Annotated in this window: 16 protein-coding genes; 6 read left to right on the forward strand and 10 right to left on the reverse strand. The window is 56.3% G+C overall.

The window, feature by feature from the left end:
* Positions 1-37: 37 nt before the first annotated feature.
* On the forward strand, positions 38-1,063 hold the full coding sequence (locus OUO13_RS09650; protein WP_283173669.1) for a DUF4062 domain-containing protein: 1,026 nt from the start codon (positions 38-40) through the stop codon (positions 1,061-1,063).
* Positions 1,064-1,140: 77 nt separating this feature from the next.
* Here OUO13_RS09650 and OUO13_RS09655 read toward each other — a convergent pair whose 3' ends face one another.
* Positions 1,141-1,467, reverse strand: a complete 327-nt coding sequence (locus tag OUO13_RS09655; protein WP_283173670.1) for an ArsR/SmtB family transcription factor — start codon at positions 1,465-1,467, stop codon at positions 1,141-1,143.
* A 322-nt stretch (positions 1,468-1,789) separates the two neighbouring features.
* Here OUO13_RS09655 and OUO13_RS09660 point away from each other — a divergent pair, with 322 nt between their 5' ends.
* The 3 genes from OUO13_RS09660 (at position 1,790) to sthA (ending at position 4,611) form a co-directional block, all read left to right on the forward strand.
* A complete protein-coding gene (locus tag OUO13_RS09660) occupies positions 1,790-2,866 on the forward strand; it encodes an FAD:protein FMN transferase (RefSeq protein ID WP_283173671.1) in 1,077 nt (358 codons plus the stop codon).
* 15 nt (positions 2,867-2,881) lie between these two features.
* Positions 2,882-3,121 (forward strand): (Na+)-NQR maturation NqrM, encoded by a 240-nt coding sequence (gene nqrM / locus OUO13_RS09665; protein ID WP_283173672.1) that lies wholly within the window; start codon positions 2,882-2,884, stop codon positions 3,119-3,121.
* 98 nt (positions 3,122-3,219) lie between these two features.
* Positions 3,220-4,611 carry a Si-specific NAD(P)(+) transhydrogenase gene (gene sthA / locus OUO13_RS09670; protein WP_283173673.1) on the forward strand — a complete coding sequence of 464 codons (1,392 nt, stop codon included), beginning with the start codon at positions 3,220-3,222 and terminating at the stop codon, positions 4,609-4,611.
* 103 nt (positions 4,612-4,714) lie between these two features.
* On the opposite strand, the gene thiI is transcribed toward sthA, so the two are convergent.
* A complete protein-coding gene (thiI, locus tag OUO13_RS09675) occupies positions 4,715-6,262 on the reverse strand; it encodes a tRNA uracil 4-sulfurtransferase ThiI (RefSeq protein ID WP_283173674.1) in 1,548 nt (515 codons plus the stop codon).
* 229 nt (positions 6,263-6,491) lie between these two features.
* On the opposite strand from thiI, the gene phbB reads away from it, so the two are divergent.
* The gene (gene phbB, locus OUO13_RS09680; protein WP_283173675.1) at positions 6,492-7,238 is read left to right on the forward strand and encodes an acetoacetyl-CoA reductase; all 747 of its coding nucleotides are present in this window, start codon (positions 6,492-6,494) and stop codon (positions 7,236-7,238) included.
* Positions 7,239-7,254: 16 nt separating this feature from the next.
* Here the strand turns inward: phbB and OUO13_RS09685 are convergent, their stop codons facing one another.
* From OUO13_RS09685 to OUO13_RS09720, 8 genes are all read right to left on the reverse strand, one after another.
* Positions 7,255-8,487: a tyrosine-type recombinase/integrase gene (locus OUO13_RS09685; RefSeq protein ID WP_283173676.1), complete on the reverse strand. Its 1,233-nt coding sequence runs from the start codon at positions 8,485-8,487 to the stop codon at positions 7,255-7,257.
* Between the two features lie 232 nt (positions 8,488-8,719).
* Positions 8,720-9,982, reverse strand: a complete 1,263-nt coding sequence (locus OUO13_RS09690; protein WP_283173677.1) for an MSMEG_0569 family flavin-dependent oxidoreductase — start codon at positions 9,980-9,982, stop codon at positions 8,720-8,722.
* Between the two features lie 62 nt (positions 9,983-10,044).
* Entirely contained in the window at positions 10,045-10,338 is a 294-nt protein-coding gene (locus OUO13_RS09695) for an MSMEG_0570 family nitrogen starvation response protein (RefSeq protein WP_283173678.1), read from the reverse strand.
* A 69-nt stretch (positions 10,339-10,407) separates the two neighbouring features.
* Entirely contained in the window at positions 10,408-11,418 is a 1,011-nt protein-coding gene (locus tag OUO13_RS09700) for a sll0787 family AIR synthase-like protein (protein ID WP_283173679.1), read from the reverse strand.
* A 56-nt stretch (positions 11,419-11,474) separates the two neighbouring features.
* On the reverse strand, positions 11,475-12,122 hold the full coding sequence (locus OUO13_RS09705; protein WP_283173680.1) for an MSMEG_0567/Sll0786 family nitrogen starvation N-acetyltransferase: 648 nt from the start codon (positions 12,120-12,122) through the stop codon (positions 11,475-11,477).
* Positions 12,123-12,173: 51 nt separating this feature from the next.
* Positions 12,174-13,358, reverse strand: coding sequence for an MSMEG_0568 family radical SAM protein (locus OUO13_RS09710; RefSeq protein ID WP_283173681.1), 1,185 nt, complete (start codon positions 13,356-13,358; stop codon positions 12,174-12,176).
* On the reverse strand, positions 13,318-14,349 hold the full coding sequence (locus tag OUO13_RS09715; protein ID WP_283173682.1) for a Nit6803 family nitrilase: 1,032 nt from the start codon (positions 14,347-14,349) through the stop codon (positions 13,318-13,320). Before OUO13_RS09715 ends, OUO13_RS09710 begins: the two co-directional genes overlap by 41 nt.
* Positions 14,350-14,363: 14 nt before the next feature.
* A complete protein-coding gene (locus OUO13_RS09720) occupies positions 14,364-14,846 on the reverse strand; it encodes an MSMEG_0572/Sll0783 family nitrogen starvation response protein (protein ID WP_283173683.1) in 483 nt (160 codons plus the stop codon).
* Positions 14,847-15,271: 425 nt separating this feature from the next.
* Here OUO13_RS09720 and OUO13_RS09725 point away from each other — a divergent pair, with 425 nt between their 5' ends.
* Entirely contained in the window at positions 15,272-16,672 is a 1,401-nt protein-coding gene (locus OUO13_RS09725) for an aminotransferase-like domain-containing protein (protein WP_283173684.1), read from the forward strand.
* Positions 16,673-16,942: the final 270 nt, after the last annotated feature.

A 16,942-nucleotide genomic window follows, 5' to 3' on the forward strand; every position in this document is an offset into this window, starting at 1 on the left:
TGCGCTCAATGTGACATTTTTTGGATCGGTGACGAAAATGCCAGAAGGAAAGCGCCAGCTGGTGTATTTGGCATCCAACGCAGAAGGCCTTGAGCTGGAGCGTTATGAGATGGAACGCCAGTTGGCTCGAATGAATATGACCAATGTGGCGTTTCCGTGTCGGGATGACGCGGATGGATATGACTGGATGCTGGCTCGCAAACAGATCGAGCTGGCTGATTTCTTCATCTTGCTGCTCGGTGATACCTACGGCCCGATGGCGCCCACCGGTATCAGTTTCCTGCATCGTGAATTTGTTCACGCTCGTACCCTCAACCGACCGATTCTGGCGTTTATCAAGAATACTGGTGAGCCTGGTACCAGCCCTGAACAGAGTCGGCTGAAAGGTTTTCAACAATTGGTTATGCAGCAGGTTCAGACCAAACGCTGGCATTTCCGGGACGAACTCCTGGCTCATTTGCGTGGTCAGGTTGCAAGCCTGGAAGGGCGCCTGAACGGCACCTGGGTTCGGGTGGATCACACCAGTCCGGCCGAGGGAACGATTCCAGCTGCTGCCGCGCGAGTTGCGGCCATGCAAACTCCGCTGACGGCAGCCGCTGTCGCACACGTTCAGTCGATTGCCGTTTCTGAAGCCACTGCCGCATCGGCTACACCAGCAACTCCGCAGCTGAGCTCTCGCGAACGCCTGGAGAAAAGCCGCCAGACTGTACACTTGCAGATTTCCGCCAAGGTTTATCAGGGTGGCAATCTGTCGCGCGAAGAATTACTCCTGCCTGCGCGTATTGATCAATTGTATCGCGCATTGTCCGGACCGATGGCAAATAGCATCAGTGAAGATCGCCTGCGTTCGCAACTGGAAGCCGCCATTGCCGACACGGTTAAAAACCAGTTGTTGAAACGTCGTCCGCAAGCTCATGCAGTGGATGATATTCGCATCAGCAAAAGTCAGTTTCGAAGCATTCTGGATGTCTGGCAGGAACTTGGTATGGCCAGCACCAGCAGTGATGGCACTCGACATTACTGGACTGCCATTTCTGAAACCGCGGTTGCTCGCTCGGGTTAAGTTTCGCTGCTTGTTCGAAGCATAAAAAAGCGCCTGTTGGCGCTTTTTTATTTTCTGGCAATGGAACAGGGGCAGGGTCAGGTGCCAAGCAGGCTCTGACGTTGTTCCCACTCGACTTTCATGTTGCTGCAGACAGAACTGCAAAGATCAAACACAAACGGTGAGCCAATACTGAAATAGGCCATGTTGCCATCCTGACGACGACGAACCAGTCCGTGGGTTTTCAGGGTTGAAAGGTGTTTTGACACGTTAGGCTGGGAAGCCCCGGTTGCCTGAACCAGCTGGCCGACGGATTTCTCACCCGACTGCAGATGATGAAGAATTCGCAGGCGCATGGGGTCGGACAAGATACGAAAGCGCTGGGCAATCAGCTCCAGCATTTCTTCTGACATATTTTCTTGCATGATTGTACATCTCCGGCAATCTCAGCAGTTTACGTGAAACTGCAATATGCAAATATAGGCATAAAGCGATAATTAAGATTGTTTTGCTATTCGCTTATTCCTTTTTGTTATCAAAAGAGCGCCGAACCTCCACAAACGTACCGGTTTCCACCCGTCCAGGGCGCTATATCACCAAACAACGAACAAGACTTTGCCAAACAGGCCTAAAATTGGGCAAAGATCCGTCAAAATACGGATTGCCATTGGTTTTGTGAACCTTTCACGCGAGTGAAACCACATAAAACAGCCTGTATACTGGCGCCGCCTTAGCACTGGGGGTGCCATGTTTAAATCCTTTTCCAAATCTGTATCCGCTTTTTCCCTTGTTCTGGTCGCTGTCGCCACACTGTTATCGGCCTGTTCCGAAGACAAGGCCCCAGCCGGCACTGTAGAGCGCATTGAAGGCTCTACCATGGGCACTACGTATCACGTCAGCTGGGTTGGTGAAGACCAGCAGAACGACAAGATCAAAGGCCTGGTCGATCAGCGCCTGTTTGAAATCAACAAGATCATGTCGACCTACGATCCTGAATCCGAGCTTTCCCGTATCAACAAAGGCATGTACGACACCGATGATGATGGCTGGATTCGTCTGTCTTCTGAGCTGTTCAGCGTCCTGAATATGTCCCGCACCATTTACGAAGGCAGCCAGCACCGCTTTGACATCACGGTTGGCCCACTGGTAAACGCTTGGGGTTTCGGTCCGGGAGAGCATCACGACGAACCATTGAGCCAGGATGAAATCAACAACCTGATGGCTCAGGTAGGTTCGGACAAGTTTGAATTGGACACCACCGGCCAGCGTATCCGCCTGCATAGCCGTCTTTACCTTGATCTGTCAGCGATCGCCAAAGGCTGGGGCGTGGATCAGGTTGCCAGCTTGCTCGATCAGCAAGGTATCCACAGTTACCTGGTGGAAATTGGTGGCGAGCTGGTCATTCGTGGCAAAAAGCCGGATGGCAGCAACTGGCGTATCGCCGTAGAACGCCCAACCGACGGCATCAATGACCGCTCTGTGCAATTGGCGCTGGAGCCGGGTGATAGCGGCGTAGCAACATCCGGCGATTACCGGAATTATTTCGAAAAGAACGGTGTGCGCTATTCTCATACCATTGACCCTATGACAGGTCGTCCGATTTCCCATGGGTTGGCCTCGGTTACGGTTATTGCTGACAACTGTGCAATGGCGGATGGCTGGGCAACTGCACTCAACGTTGCAGGGCCTGAGCTGGCGATGACCATCGCCGAACAACAGAAGCTGGCGGTTTACCTGATCGTTCGTGACGGTGACACCTTCAAGGAGCTGGCTTCATCAGAATTCAAGGCGCTGTTTCCGAACGCGCTCGAAAACAGTCACTGATTCAGGAGAAAACTCATGACCGTATTCCTGGCTGTATTTGGCATCATGCTGGTTATTGTGGCTGCTATGGCCGTAGGCGTGATTTTTGGCCGCAAACCGATCGCCGGTTCCTGTGGCGGTATGGCGGCACTGGGTATGGAATCTGCATGCGATATTTGCGGCGGTGACAAACGCAAGTGTGAAAAGGAAAGCAAGGAAGCCGCCAGCAAGTCAGACGGCGCACAGTTTTACGACGCAACAAAGAGCCAGAAATAAGCCCGTGCCCGGGGTGTCTGGACAATATGACTGGCCGGCGATGGACTCGCAGCTCCGGGACCGGCCAGCACTATAATTAACTGATTGGAGTGAAGCAGATGGCAGATTATCGCTACGACGTAGTCATTATCGGAGCAGGCCCGGCCGGCGAAGGCGCCGCCATAAACGCCGCCAAACATGGCAAAAAAGTAGCTGTTATTGAAGACAAGAACCTGGTTGGTGGTAACTGTACCCACCTCGGGACAATCCCTTCCAAAGCCTTGCGTCACGCCGTCAAGCAGATCATCCAGTTCAATACCAATCCGATGTTCCGCGCCGTTGGTGAACCGCGTTGGTTCTCCTTTCCGCAAGTGCTGAAAAGCGCTGAAAAGGTCATCGGCAAGCAGGTCAAACTGCGTACTGAATTCTATGCCCGCAACCGTATCAACGTTTACACCGGCAAAGCCCGCTTTGCGGATGCGCACACCGTAGACGTGTATCAGGGCAACATGACTAACACCCGCCTGCATGCAGAACAGGTGATTATCGCGACCGGCTCCAGCCCGTGGCGTCCAAAGTCAATCGACTTCACCCACCCACGTATTTACGATTCAGACACCATCCTGCATCTGGAACACACCCCACGCACCATCATCATTTACGGCGCGGGTGTTATCGGTTGCGAATATGCATCGATCTTCTCCGGTCTGGGCGTAAAAGTGGACCTGATTCACCCGGGTGATCGTCTGCTGAACTTCCTCGACGACGAAATCTCCGACGCGCTGAGTTACCACCTGCGTGACAAGGGCGCTCTGATTCGTCACAACGAACAGTTCGACTCCGTAGAAGCTAACGAACGCTTTGTGACCATGACCATGGCGTCCGGCAAAAAAGTCAAAGCCGACTGCTTCCTGTGGGCCGCTGGCCGCAGTGGCAACACGGCCGATCTGGGTCTGGAAAACATTGGCCTGGAAACCAACTCCCGCGGTCAGGTTGAAGTGGATCGCGAGTACCGTACAGCCGTTCAGAACGTATACGGCATCGGCGACGTGGTTGGCTGGCCAGCACTGGCTTCTGCTGCCTACGACCAGGGTCGCGCAGCAGCTTCTGTGATTGCCAGCCCAACTGACTTCCACTATGTGGACTCAGTACCGACCGGTATTTACACCATTCCTGAGATCAGCTCGCTGGGCAAAACCGAGCGTCAGCTGACCGAAGAAAAAGTGCCGTACGAAGTAGGGCAGGCATTCTTCAAAAACATCGCTCGTGCTCAGATCACCGGCGAAGGCGTGGGGATGCTGAAGCTGCTGTTCCACCGTCAAACTCTGGAAATCCTCGGCATTCACTGCTTTGGTGACCAGGCTGCCGAAATTGTGCACATCGGTCAGGCGATCATGAACCAGAAAGGCGAGGGCAACACCCTGCGTTATTTCGTGAACAACACCTTCAACTACCCAACCATGGCAGAAGCCTACCGGGTAGCGGCGTTGAATGGTCTGAACCGTCTGTAAGCGTTTTTTAGCCGCGACGCACAATAAAAAAGGCCATCCCCAGGGATGGCCTTTTTGTCTTTACACGCCAGTCTCAGGTTGATGATGACCTTCAGAGGACGGCTTATTCTTCTTCGCCGTTATCAGCATCAGCCGCTTCAGCTGCGGCGCGAATTTCCTGACGACTCGGAATTGGCGCTGCCTTCTTCTCAACAAACACACCAAATTGCCCCAAGCCTTTCTGGTTCAGGTGGTGTGCGTGAATCTTGCTCATGGTGCCTTTCTGGCAGTACAGCAAGTGACGCTTGCCTGTTTCCAGTTCCGCCAGACGGCTTTCCAATTCGTAGAAAGGAATCGCTTTGACGGCATTGTTCGGCAGGAACAGCGGGGTGTCGGCGGTTTCGCCCGGATGGCGAATATCAACCACCACATCATCCAGCTGCGGCATGGCCACCAGCGCCAGGTCTTCGAGGCCGCTGTCGGCATCGGCCAGCACTTCGTTGATACGCTGATAGGTGGCACGTTCCAGAGCACGCTCCAGCACCGCCATGTCGAACGCCTGTTCAACCTGTTCGGTTTTGCTGCGATCACCCTGAGTCAGCGGATTTACAGAGATCACACCACAGTATTCTGGCATACGCGCCGCGAAGGTCTCGGTGCCGATACGACGAGCCAGCAGAATAATATCGTGCTTGTCCATGGTCGCCAGTGGACGCAGCACCATGTGATCACTCACACGATCGATCACCGCGAGATTGGAGATGGTCTGACTGGCCACCTGAGCTACGGCTTCGCCAGTGGCAATAGCAGGCAGATTCATACGCTCGGCAACCCGGGAGGCTGCGCGCATCATCATACGCTTCAATACCACGCCCATATGGCCGTTATCGATTTTGGTGAGAATCTCGGTGACGACTTCATCAAACGGAACCGTAATGAACTTGACGCGATGACTTTCGCTGTAGGTTTGCCACAGATAGTGAGCAACCTGCTTGACGCCAATTTCGTGGGCGCTACCACCAAGATTGAAGAAGCAGAAATGGGTTTTCAGGCCACGACGAGTCAGCAAGTAACTGGCAACGGTGGAGTCGAAACCGCCCGAAATCAGTGATAACACTTCACCCTGACTGCCGAGAGGGAAACCGCCAAGACCGGCAATGCGGTTACGCACAACGTGCACTTTGTCGTTACGCAACTCAACGTTAACCACCACATCCGGATTCTTCAGAGATACACCGATGGCACCGGTTTCTTTCAGCAGACCGCCACCCATGTAGATCTCGGCTTGATGAGAAGTGAAGTCGTGCTTGCCAGCGCGTTTGACGCGAACCACAAAGGTTTTGCCTTCCAGTGACGGCGCGGCAGCGTCACGCACCAGCTGATAAGCCTGATCGAGCGTTTCGAACGGGTGTTCATCAATTTCGAGACTGTAACCGATGCCTGGGGTGTGCGACAGAATCTGGATGCAATGACGTCGGACCAGATCTGCCTCAATCTCCTGGTCGTCGTTAACTGCGATCATCAGACAATCCCAACGATCTTGCACATCAGCCGAAATTCCCTGCTTTTTCAGCAAAGTGCGCAGATTGGCGCGCAGGATTTTGGTCAGCTGCTTGCGCACCGACTTGGATTTGATGGTAATTTCAGGGAACAGTTTGACGACGAACTTCATGGCACGGGCACGGTCTGGAAAAAGGAGCGGGAGTATAACCCAGCTCAAGGTATCGAGCACCAGAACAGGTGTAAGGTACCACCAAACGTGCCACTCAGTACCAAAGTACCGCCAGGGCTGGGACAGGAGTACAGAACTCGCATACTCTGGTCACCGAAGTGTCACATGTTCGTAAGATGCTTATTTGTACGTGTTACAGCGAACCGCAAACAACAAAAGGAGTGGGTGTATGTCTAAACGTGTTGCATTGGTTACCGGCGGGACTGGCGGTATCGGGACTGCAATCTGCAAGCAACTGCATGACGACGGTTATCAGGTTGTTGCGGGTTATTATGCCGGTGGCAAGCACGAGAAGGCGTTGGCATGGCAAGCCGAGCTGGCCAAAGAGGGTTACGATATTGCGCTGGGTTTCGGCAATATCACTGATTGGGATTCCTGCAACGCCTGTATTGAAAACATCAAGAAGGATTTTGGCAGCGTCGACGTACTCGTCAACAACGGCGGTATCACCCGTGATACCACCCTGCGCAAAATGACCCCGGAAATGTGGCACGAAGTTATCGCCACCAACCTGACTTCCGTGTTCTACATGACCCGTCTGGTCATCAACGACATGCTGGAGAAAAAGTGGGGCCGTATCGTTAATATTTCCTCAATTAACGGTGAGAAAGGCCAGTTTGGTCAGGCTAACTACTCTGCTGCCAAAGCAGGTATGTACGGCTTCGCCAAAGCAGTCGCTCAGGAAGTTGCCTCCAAAGGCATCACTGTCAACACTGTATCCCCTGGCTATATCGCTACCAGCATGATCATGGAAGTGCCGGAAGAGATCCGTAACCAGATCAAATCCAGCATCCCGGTTGGTCGTTTTGGTGAGCCACAAGAAATCGCCCGCGTGGTGTCTTTCCTGGCTGGTGAAAACGCTGGCTTCATCACTGGTGCAAACATCTCCGCCAACGGCGGTCAGTACATGCACTAAGTCTGCCGAGCCGGAGCTACAGCTCCGGCTTCAGACGTTTGTTGCGAGCGCTGGCATGGCGCTCGCGCAACTCGGTATCCACATAACGATCCGTTGTTGCCATGCTGGCGTGACCAGCATCCTCTTTAACGTGTTCCTTCGGTCGAAACTTCACATCCTCGGAAATTCCGGTGTGACGCAGCCAGTGAACCGTTGCCACCTCCAGCTCCCGCGCTTCATCTTCAAGACCCTGCAACTTCATACGTTCGAACGTGCGATCGAAACAAAACTGCACCAGATAACGAATCTGCCGCGTGCTGGTCACCGGGCCACGACCACGAATTTTTGGCACCAGCGGCGTTTGCTCTCCAGCATGTGGCAATCGGCTCAGCCCCAAATGTAGGCGATAACGGGCTAACGACTGCAACATGTCATCCGACACCGTTACCAGTCGCACCTTGTTACCCTTGCCGGTAACTCGCAGCCACCAATGCCCATCGGAATCACACTGAAAGTCGCCCATAACCGGCACTGAACGCTCGTCTGCCACCAGCTCCGAAATCCGCAGGTACATACCCAGCAGGCAATTCATCACAAACAGCGAGCGCTCGTGTTCGCCCGGATTCTCCTGCGCCATCTGCTCAACCGTTTCCAGCACGTAATCCCACTGCAAATTGGAAATCCGGCGAATAGGGGCCTGATAGGCGTGTTTCTGCAGGAATTTGCTTTTCTGACGGATCAGGCTGATCGGATTAACCTTCAGATAGTCTTCCTGCAGCAAATAGTTGAAGTAGGTGGATAACACCGAAAACAGCGATTGCAGGCTCTTCTGCGACAACTCGGCATTCAGGCTGCTGCCCGTCGACTCGCCGATAAAAGGACGCCACTGCGGGTTGCTGAGGCGCTCGCCATTTTTGCTGAGAAAACGTGGCGACTGTTGCAGGGCAATCCATGCGGTTGGCGGAGCCTGGCAAAAGCGCACAAACTCCTCCAGCTCTTGCCGGTGCAGCTCCTGCAAACTGGTCTGTTTGATCACAAACGCCCACTGCAACAGGCGTTCGATTTCACGACGATAGCTGTTAAAGGTCGCCGTCGAGCCGTTGTAACTCTGCAGAAATGCAAAGGTATGCAGCAGGTCATCTTCGGCACCGGCGATTGCCTTGAGCCAGGGATAACGACTGAGCGCCAGACGAGTTTCGGCCAACGGATTGCCAAGCTCGTTAATGTTGTCAATCAGTGGTGAAGGGCTGGCGATAGTGGCTGGATTCATGCGATCCCTGCAAAGTGGCTTGGAGATTGATTATCGGAAATAGCAGGGGAATTGTAGGCGCTGAATGCAGCGTGTAGTAGAGGTTTGTTACTGACAAAGATATTCATCTTGAACAGCAATATTGCTGTGTGGATTTTGCGGGAGGGAATTTATTCCCGATATGGATTCTCGGGAATAACGCGTCGCGCCTCGATTCTCTCCCACAAAGTTGAGCCCGGATGAATTCCGGCCGTCAGGCAACGGCGGTGGTATGACGGCGTTGGCTGTAGATTTTTATGGCTTTGCAGAGGTAATCGGCATCCTGTTTCACCGCTCCAAAGCGGCCGGACCCCCATGTGTGCAGCCACGGCAGGCCTAGGAAGTAGAGGCCCGACTGTTGGGTGATGCCGCGGTCGTGTTTCGGATGGCCCTGACCATTGAATACTGGCGCGTCGAGCCAGCTGAAGTCCGGACGGAAGCCGATGCACCAGAGGATGCTGGTGATGCCGGATTCGGCCAGATTCAGGGTGGTGCGTTCTTCTGGTACTTGCCACACCGGCTCGTAGCGGGATGGTCCTTCGGCGGTTTCGATACCTTGCTGTTCGATCCAGGCATCAATGCGGGCATTGATGTTGTTATAGGTATCGTCGGCTTTTTGCAGGTTAGCCGCGAGGTCCGGACGGAAGATCAGATTTTCACCGTCGAAGTCGGTCATCAGGCCGTACAGCTCCATGCCTTCGGTGGCGAACTTGCGCAGGTCGATATCACGGCCGCCATCACGACCGGTGACATAGTGGTTGGTCTTGGCGGCGACGTTTTTGCCCAGCGGATGTTCTTTTACCGAGATGTCGTAATAACCCATGTCGTACAGCCATTCGACCACGTCCTTGCCACGGTAGAAGCGAGCGACACGGGGTGCGTCGCCGGTGGCCAGAAATACCTTGCGGCCTTCGAGGTGCAGGTCTTCGGCGATCTGGGCGCCGGACTGGCCGGAGCCGACCACCAGCACTGCGCCTTCCGGCAGCTGGGCGGCGTTTTTGTACTGGGCGGAGTGAATCTGGTGCACGCTGTCGGGGATGCGTTCGGCCATGCGCGGAATCACCGGCTGGTGATAACCGCCGGAGGTGACGACGACCTGATCGGCGGTAAAGTCACCGTCGGTTGTGGACACCTGATAGAGGCCGTCGTCGTCACATTCTACCCGTTTCACCGCCACCCCTTCGCGTACCGGAGCATTCACTTTGGCGGCGAAGCGCTCCAGCCATGCAACGGTCTGCTGGCCGGTCATAAAGCCTTTCGGATCGTCGCCGTCGTAAGGCAGGCCGGGCAGGTCGCACTGCCAGTTCGGCGTTACCAGGGTGAAAGAATCCCAACGCTCGTGTTTCCAGCCGTGCAGGATGCTGTTCTTCTCGAACACAACATGGCTCATGCCCGCTTGTTGCAGGAAGTAGCTCATGGTCAGGCCGGACTGGCCGCCGCCGACGATGATGACGTCGTAGTGATTGTTATTGCTCATGATAAAAGTCTCTTTGTATTTGGGGTTTGGATGGATTGGCCGAGCCGGTTCAGCTGGCGCTATCACTCACCGATATCACTCATGGACAACACCGTGATCTCGCGGCTCTGGTCCTCGTAAGTCGCAGCACGTTGCTGCAGCAGGCGGAACTGGTCGGCTGCGCTGGAGCAGTAGTAGCCATAACTGGCCTTGACGCGCTCACTGGCGGAGTTCAGGGCGCTTTCGGCTTTTTGCATGAATTCGCCGAGAGGCATGACGTCGCCAGGCCGAAAGGTCTGGTAAATCACGGTGGACGGTGAATAACAGCGTTCTTCCTGGCCATCGGGCCAGCGGATGTAAAAGTGAACTGCAGGCATGGGGTCTCCCTGACGGTCGCTGCCGCCATTAAAAAGTCGAGTTAAATCAGACGATTGGAAAGTTCAGGGTCAGCTGAAACCGGTCAGACTGTTGTCCCTGAGGTTGTAGAAACAGCGGCTCTGGCCTTGCCAGCTGACCTCCAGTCGTTGGCTGTCATTGAGTGTGCCAATGGCCTCGGCGCAAATGTCGCGCTGGCGGAAACAGGCCAGTAGTGCGGGCAGGCGCTCAGCGTCGGTGGTGAGCAAATAGCCGAAGCTTGGGAAGGCGCAGAGCCAGTCACTGAGGCTGGCCAGAGCCGGAACCGTGAGCCGATCCAGATCCAGTTCGGCACCGCAACCGGAGCTTTCCAGCAGCATCACCGTTGTACCCAACAGCCCGGCCTGACTGATGTCCTTGCAGGCATCGGCCAGCCCTTGTTCCGCAATGGTCGGCAGTAGCGCCAGATCGCCATGCAGCCGTGCAGCGGGGGCTGTGGTGGCGGCGTTCCAGTTGAGGCTGCCGTTCTGAAAGCGGCCTCTGTGATCGATGGCCGCCACCAGGATGTGTCCGGGTTTGGCCGCAAAAGCACTGAGCAGCCGGTTTGCATGTCCCATGATGGCTACCGCCAGGTTGGTTTGGGTGGCGCGGACATTGGTATGACCGCCGACGATGGGTACGCCCAGATGCGACGCTGCATCGCGCATACCTCTGAGCAGTTCGGCCAGCCAGACGTCATGCTGACTGTCCTGATGATTGCTCCAGAGCGCATTGACGACCGCCGTTGGTCGTCCGCCCATGGCGGCAATATCGCTGCAATTGACCATGATGCTGCACCAGCCTGCGAACCAGGGCTGTTCTGTCACCAGTTTTCCCTGCATGCCTTCGATGGCTAACAGGTGGTAGCCGCGATCACCGTCTGATCCTGAAGAGCAGGCGATAGGAATGGCCGCCGTATCGTCGCCGTTCGGGTGCCAGCCCGGTGGCAGGGCTGGCAGGTGCTGGCTGACGGCGGCAATATCCCGCTTGCTGTCGATACCACAGCGTTGTGATACCTGCTCCAGCAGTTGGGCGAGGCTGGATGTCGGTAGGGTCATCATCATGTTCATCCCGGTTCACGTCCCCTTGTTCGGTGCAGCGGTCGTATCTTGGCGGTGACTTAAACCGCTGTTTTCAGTTCGCCCGGCACCCGTGCCAGGTTCAGATTGGCGGATTGCGCCAGCGGCTGGGCTTGTTCTGCGTCGAGCAGACCGGGCCAGAAGTGCTCGTGGATATGCTGTTTGCGAGCCTTCAGCACAAAGCCGCTGGTCGGCGTAAAACAGGGCGGATAAGCCGCCAGGTCGGCCTGCATCACCGCGTGTTTGAGGCCCTGAATGTCGCGGTAGTCGTGGGTGCGCCAGTTCAGTCGTTTGAACAGGGGTTCGTTCTGGATCTGTACCGTGGCCATAAAGGTCTGGCAGCCCAGTGCGTGGGCGCTGCTCACCGCCAGCTTGATCAGGGTCGAGCCAAGCTGGCCCTGAGTGCGGAACGCCGGATCCACCGCCAGCCGTGAGCCGTACCAGAGGTTCTCGTCCGCTGGGCCTTCGCGGTGAATACGCACCGTGCCAACCACCTGCTGATGCCAGCCGCCATGATTGCCCAGCGCCACCAGGGTGCGGGCGTGGCCGTCGGTGGCGTCTGCATCATCGCCTGCAAACAGCCCTTGTTCGTCGCAGAACACCCGACGGCGCAGGGCGTGCGCCTGTTCGACTTCCCACGGCAGGGTCGCCCACTTGATGGTGTAGTCGGAGTAATCCGGATATTGCATGGTCAGAGTCCTCTCATGAATGAACCTGGATAAATCGTTGGCTTGGCCCTGTTAACCGCACGCACCCGAGAGCGTCAGGGGGCCGGTTTCAAAACGGCCAGTGCCTGATGCTGACTCAGTGGCAGCGGCTTTTTCGTATTCCGACAGGGTCGAACAGGCACCGCATTTGCTGCACCCGGCCTTGCCGGTGTCGGCGGTCATGCCAGTCTCAAACAGGCGCTTGCCGAGCGGCTTGAGGATGCCTTCCATAAATTCCGGGGTTGGCGACGGGTGATCTTCCAGCGGTGTGCCGCGAATCGGTACGAACGGCACCACGAAGGGGTACACGCCGATCTCGATCAGGCGCTCGCTGACTTCCAGGATCAGCTCCCGGGAGTCGCCCAGTCCGGCCAGAATGTAGGTACTGACCTGACCCCGACCGAATACCGCAACCGCCTGTTTGAAGGCCTCGATATAGTCTTCCAGGGTGTCTTCGGCCTTGCCGGGCAGAATCTCCTCGCGCAGCGCCTGGCTCAGTACTTCGATGTGCATGCCCAGGCTGTCGATACCAGCGTCTTTCATCACCTGATACCAGCCCGGATCTTTGGGGGGCTCGCACTGGCCCTGAATCGGGATATCCACCGCTGCCTTGATGGCGCGGGCACTGTCGGCCAGCACCCTGGCTCCACGGTCCGGCGTCGCCGGGGTGCCGGTGGTCATGATCATCTGGGTCACGCCATCCAGTTCAACCGCCGCTTTGGCGACCTCGGCCAGCTGCGCCGGGGTTTTCTCGGCGATGGTGCGACCGGCTCGCAGCGACTGGCCGATTGAGCAGAACTTGCAGGCCTTCTTGCGGCTCTCGTAACGAATGCAGGTTTGGAGCACCGTGGTCGCCAGCACGTCCTTGCTGTGCAGGGTGGCGATGTGCGAGTAGGGCACACCGTCGGTGGTCTGGCCCGAATAGAACGCAGGCTCGCGGGCGAAGCTGACGTTGTGCAGCGGGATCCGCTGGTCTCCGGATTTCCAGACAATCTGTTCGCCATCGCTCAACGACGCCACTTCAAACGGCGACTGCCAGGCGGCTTCGGTGTAGATGGGCACCATCACCGTGGTGCCATCGATGGTCACCGCCTGATGATCCGACGGCCCGGCACCACCGCGTCGGGCAACGTGGCGCTGGTCTGGCCGGGTCAGGCGCAAGCCGCGGGTCTGTAACTCAGTGATCAAACGCCGGGGTGATTCGATAGCCGGATTCATGGGCTTCTCCTGCAACGTTTTGAGGTTGGGTGGTGTCCTGATGGTCAGCCAGCATGGGCTGTTTGTACGCTGTCGGTTGATCGTTAATGGCCAGACGCAGCAGTTCCGGGCGGGCGTAATGGCCGACCGAATCCATCATGCGCTTGCGCTTGGTGATGAGTTTGAAGTCGAGATCGGCCACCACCATGCCTTCACCCGAAGTCAGCGCCGGGGCCAGGTGTTTGCCTTCCGGCGAGATGATGGCGGTATTGCAGCCATCGCGCAGGGCCTGTTGCAGCTTCTCGTCCGGGGTGATGGATTCGATCTGCGCGTCGGTGAGCCAGCCAGTGGCGTTGACCACAAAACAGCCGGATTCCAGCGCGTGATGGCGAATGGTGGCTTCGATCTGATCGCCGAAAATCGGACCGACCAGAGAGCCGGGGAACTGGCTGCAATGAATCTGCTCGTGCTGGGTCATCAGCGCGTAACGGGCCAGCGGGTTGTAGTGCTCCCAGCACGCCAGTGCGCCAACGCGACCGACAGCGGTATCAGCCACCTTGAGTCCGGCGGCGTCGCCCTGACCCCAGATCATGCGTTCGTGATAGGTCGGGGTGATCTTGCGACGCTTCAGCAGCAGCTGGCCGTCGGCATCAAAAATCAGCTGGGTGTTATAAAGACTGCCGTGGTCGCGTTCGTTGACGCCCAGTACCACCACCATGCGGTGTTTGCGGGCACGCGCGGCCACCGCATCGGTGATCGGGCCGGGCACCACCACGGCTTCATCATAGAGGCGCAGATGTTCGGCACCGCACTGCACGGCGGGCAGAACGAAGGAAAAATACGGATACCAGGGCACGAAGGTTTCCGGAAACACGATCAGCTCGACGCCCCTGGCAGCAGCGTCATCCATCGCATTGAGTACATTGGCCAGCGTACCGTTGGCGCTCCGGAGATCCGGAGCGATCTGAACGGCCGCGGCCCGCACTGTCTTGTGATTGTCACGGTAAGACATGGGCCGCAAGCTCCTTACAGAGTCCAGGTGTCGATGATCACCGCACCGTCACGCATGTGCAGCAGTTTCAGATCCATCACATCGAGTGGATTGATGGGGCGGATGCCTTCGATCAGGGAAGGTTCGCCGTGACCGTACAGGGCCTGCAGGGCAAAACGGCAGCAGTAGACCTTGCCACCTTCGGCCATGAACTTTTTCAGCTGGTTGGCGTAGTTCTGGTGGCCAGGGAAAGCTTCGTCACCCAGCGTCGGGAAGCCACGCTGCAGACCCAGGGTCACGCCAGGGCCGTACAGCAGAATGGAGGTTTCATAGCCTTTGCGCTGCAGACGGGTGGCTTGCAGCATGTTGACCAGACCAATCGAGCCTTCAAAAGCGACGGTGTGGAAGGTCACCAGGGCTTTTTCGCCTTCGCGGGCTTTGACGTCTTCAAATACTTTCTCTTCGTAATCAACGAAGAAATCACCGGCTTGATGTTTTGGCTGAGTTACTTGTGGCATCTGCATGCTCCTTGTTGATGGTTAGCCAGATCGCAGGTTTTGGAATTGGTATGCGATCAATTAATGCAATCAAGTTAGAGCAATCAAAGGGCCAATATTGATTTAATTGATTGCAATCAAGAGGCAATCAAACAGGGGGCAAAACACCTGTGGAGACGAAAAAAATTTTTCGGATGGCCAAAATGCCATCAATACCCGATCAATAAAATCGGGATTTTTGCACCCTGAACGTGCGGTTTTAACAAGGTTCGCACCGTAAAAATGCCACCTGTATGATCGCGTGATTATTTGCGTTTGTGGTGATAAACAGATGTCGATCAATGGATGCAATCAATTCAAGATTGATCGCATCCATTGTTTTGTGTCAGCCTTGGGAGCGGTTTCAGGATCGAATAACAGGTCTGATGCATCAGGATGGGAGTGATATGAAAAATACCGAACTGGCCCGTTGGGCACGGCGACTGAAAAACAGCCAGGGGATTCCGGCCTATCGGCTGATCGCCGACCTGATTGGCGAAGACCTGGATAGCGGCCGCCTGCAACCCCGCGATCGTTTACCGCCCCTGCGCGATCTGGCCGAAGCCACCGGCATTAACTACACCACGGCGGCGCGGGCCTATCAGGAGGCCAAAACCCGGGGGCTGATCGACTCCCATCCGGGCTCCGGCACCTTTGTCAAAGGCCGCACGGCCACTGTGCGCCCGAGTCTGGGCAGCTATGAAATGACCATGAACCTGCTGGTGGAACCGGCGATTCCGACCCTGATCGAACAGGTGAGAGACAGCGCCATCGGCGTGCTGGCCCAGCGTGACCTTTACGACATGCTGCGTTATCAGGCCTTTGGCGGCAGCCGCGAAAACAAGGAAGCGGCGCTGATCTGGCTCGATCAGCGTCTGCCCAACCCACAACTGGAGCAGGTGCTGGTGTGTCCGGGCATTCATTCGGTACTGGTAGGCCTGATGAGTACTCTGATTGAAAAGCATCAGGTGTTGTGTGTGGAAAGCCTGGCCTATCCCGGCATCAAGGCCATTGCTGCCCACCTCGGAATTTCGCTGCACTCACTGGAGCGCGACCACGACGGCCCGCTGGTACGACCGTTCGAGGAGTTCTGCAAACTCGGCAACGTGGGTGCCCTGTACCTGAACCCGACGATCCAGAACCCCACCACCGACACCATGAGCAAAAGTCGTCGCGAAGCCATTGCTGACGTCTGTCTGCGCTACAGCATTCCCATTATTGAAGACGAGGCCTACAGCATGCTCGCTGAGCAGGCACCGGTGAGTTTTGCCGAACTGGTGCCGGAACTGAGCTGGTACATCACCGGCACCTCCAAATGCTTTGGCCCGGGAGTGCGCTCGGCCTTTCTTTACACGCCGGGTAAGCGCCAGAGCCAACGCCTGTCGGCCGCCATGCGCGCCCTGCATGTGATGTCGAGCCCACTCACGGATGCGCTGGTGAGCCAATGGATTCTTGATGGCACCGCCGAACAGATGGTCAAAAGCGTGCGCCGCGAAGCCATCGCCCGCCTGAGGATCGCGGAACAGGAACTCGGCACCCGCAATATCCGCAGCGCCGAAGGCGCGTTTCATCTGTGGCTGCAAATCCCCAAAAGCTCCGACTGGAACCCGTCAGAACTGGCGGTGCAACTGCGCCAGCTCGGCGTCAGCGCCGTCTCCAGCGCCGCATTCGCCACCGACAACAACCCGCCCAACGCCGTGCGCCTGTGCTTCGGAGGCCCCATTACCCGCGACCAATGGCAAGAAAACCTGCATCAGGTCGCAGATTTGATTGAACAACCGAGTTACCTCAGCACCGGGATGCATTGAGGGCAGGGGCGTGTGTTTTGTAGGTCGGATAAGCCGAAGGCGTCATCCGACAAGCTGTGTGCTTGGCATGCGCCGGTGCTGGATTAATCGGCCCGGTGTCAGATGACGCTGGCTTAGCTCGACTATCCAGCCTACGGCTTTAAGGTTTTTCAAAGTAACCATGACGCCTATCTGTAGGTGCAATCTGGATTTAATTGTTATGCCTTTTCTATCAAATAGCCGTCTATATCTCTGAATCTCTTAGACTTAAAAGTCAGCTTTCCACCGACA

Source organism: Parathalassolituus penaei (assembly GCF_026626885.1).
GTDB classification, from domain to species: domain Bacteria; phylum Pseudomonadota; class Gammaproteobacteria; order Pseudomonadales; family Oceanobacteraceae; genus Oceanobacter; species Oceanobacter penaei.

Excerpts from the sequence above, each read along its gene's own strand:
- OUO13_RS09660 (WP_283173671.1), top strand. The coding sequence starts at position 1,790 with ATGTTTAAATCCTTTTCCAAATCTGTATCCGCTTTTTCCCTTGTTCTG.
- nqrM (WP_283173672.1), top strand. The coding sequence starts at position 2,882 with ATGACCGTATTCCTGGCTGTATTTGGCATCATGCTGGTTATTGTGGCT.
- OUO13_RS09695 (WP_283173678.1), bottom strand. The coding sequence starts at position 10,338 with ATGCCTGCAGTTCACTTTTACATCCGCTGGCCCGATGGCCAGGAAGAA.
- OUO13_RS09720 (WP_283173683.1), bottom strand. The coding sequence starts at position 14,846 with ATGCCACAAGTAACTCAGCCAAAACATCAAGCCGGTGATTTCTTCGTT.
- OUO13_RS09715 (WP_283173682.1), bottom strand. The coding sequence starts at position 14,349 with ATGTCTTACCGTGACAATCACAAGACAGTGCGGGCCGCGGCCGTTCAG.
- OUO13_RS09655 (WP_283173670.1), bottom strand. The coding sequence starts at position 1,467 with ATGCAAGAAAATATGTCAGAAGAAATGCTGGAGCTGATTGCCCAGCGC.
- thiI (WP_283173674.1), bottom strand. The coding sequence starts at position 6,262 with ATGAAGTTCGTCGTCAAACTGTTCCCTGAAATTACCATCAAATCCAAG.
- OUO13_RS09705 (WP_283173680.1), bottom strand. The coding sequence starts at position 12,122 with ATGCAATATCCGGATTACTCCGACTACACCATCAAGTGGGCGACCCTG.
- OUO13_RS09725 (WP_283173684.1), top strand. The coding sequence starts at position 15,272 with ATGAAAAATACCGAACTGGCCCGTTGGGCACGGCGACTGAAAAACAGC.
- OUO13_RS09710 (WP_283173681.1), bottom strand. The coding sequence starts at position 13,358 with ATGAATCCGGCTATCGAATCACCCCGGCGTTTGATCACTGAGTTACAG.
- OUO13_RS09685 (WP_283173676.1), bottom strand. The coding sequence starts at position 8,487 with ATGAATCCAGCCACTATCGCCAGCCCTTCACCACTGATTGACAACATT.
- OUO13_RS09700 (WP_283173679.1), bottom strand. The coding sequence starts at position 11,418 with ATGATGATGACCCTACCGACATCCAGCCTCGCCCAACTGCTGGAGCAG.
- OUO13_RS09650 (WP_283173669.1), top strand. The coding sequence starts at position 38 with ATGCCAGAAGGAAAGCGCCAGCTGGTGTATTTGGCATCCAACGCAGAA.
- sthA (WP_283173673.1), top strand. The coding sequence starts at position 3,220 with ATGGCAGATTATCGCTACGACGTAGTCATTATCGGAGCAGGCCCGGCC.
- OUO13_RS09690 (WP_283173677.1), bottom strand. The coding sequence starts at position 9,982 with ATGAGCAATAACAATCACTACGACGTCATCATCGTCGGCGGCGGCCAG.
- phbB (WP_283173675.1), top strand. The coding sequence starts at position 6,492 with ATGTCTAAACGTGTTGCATTGGTTACCGGCGGGACTGGCGGTATCGGG.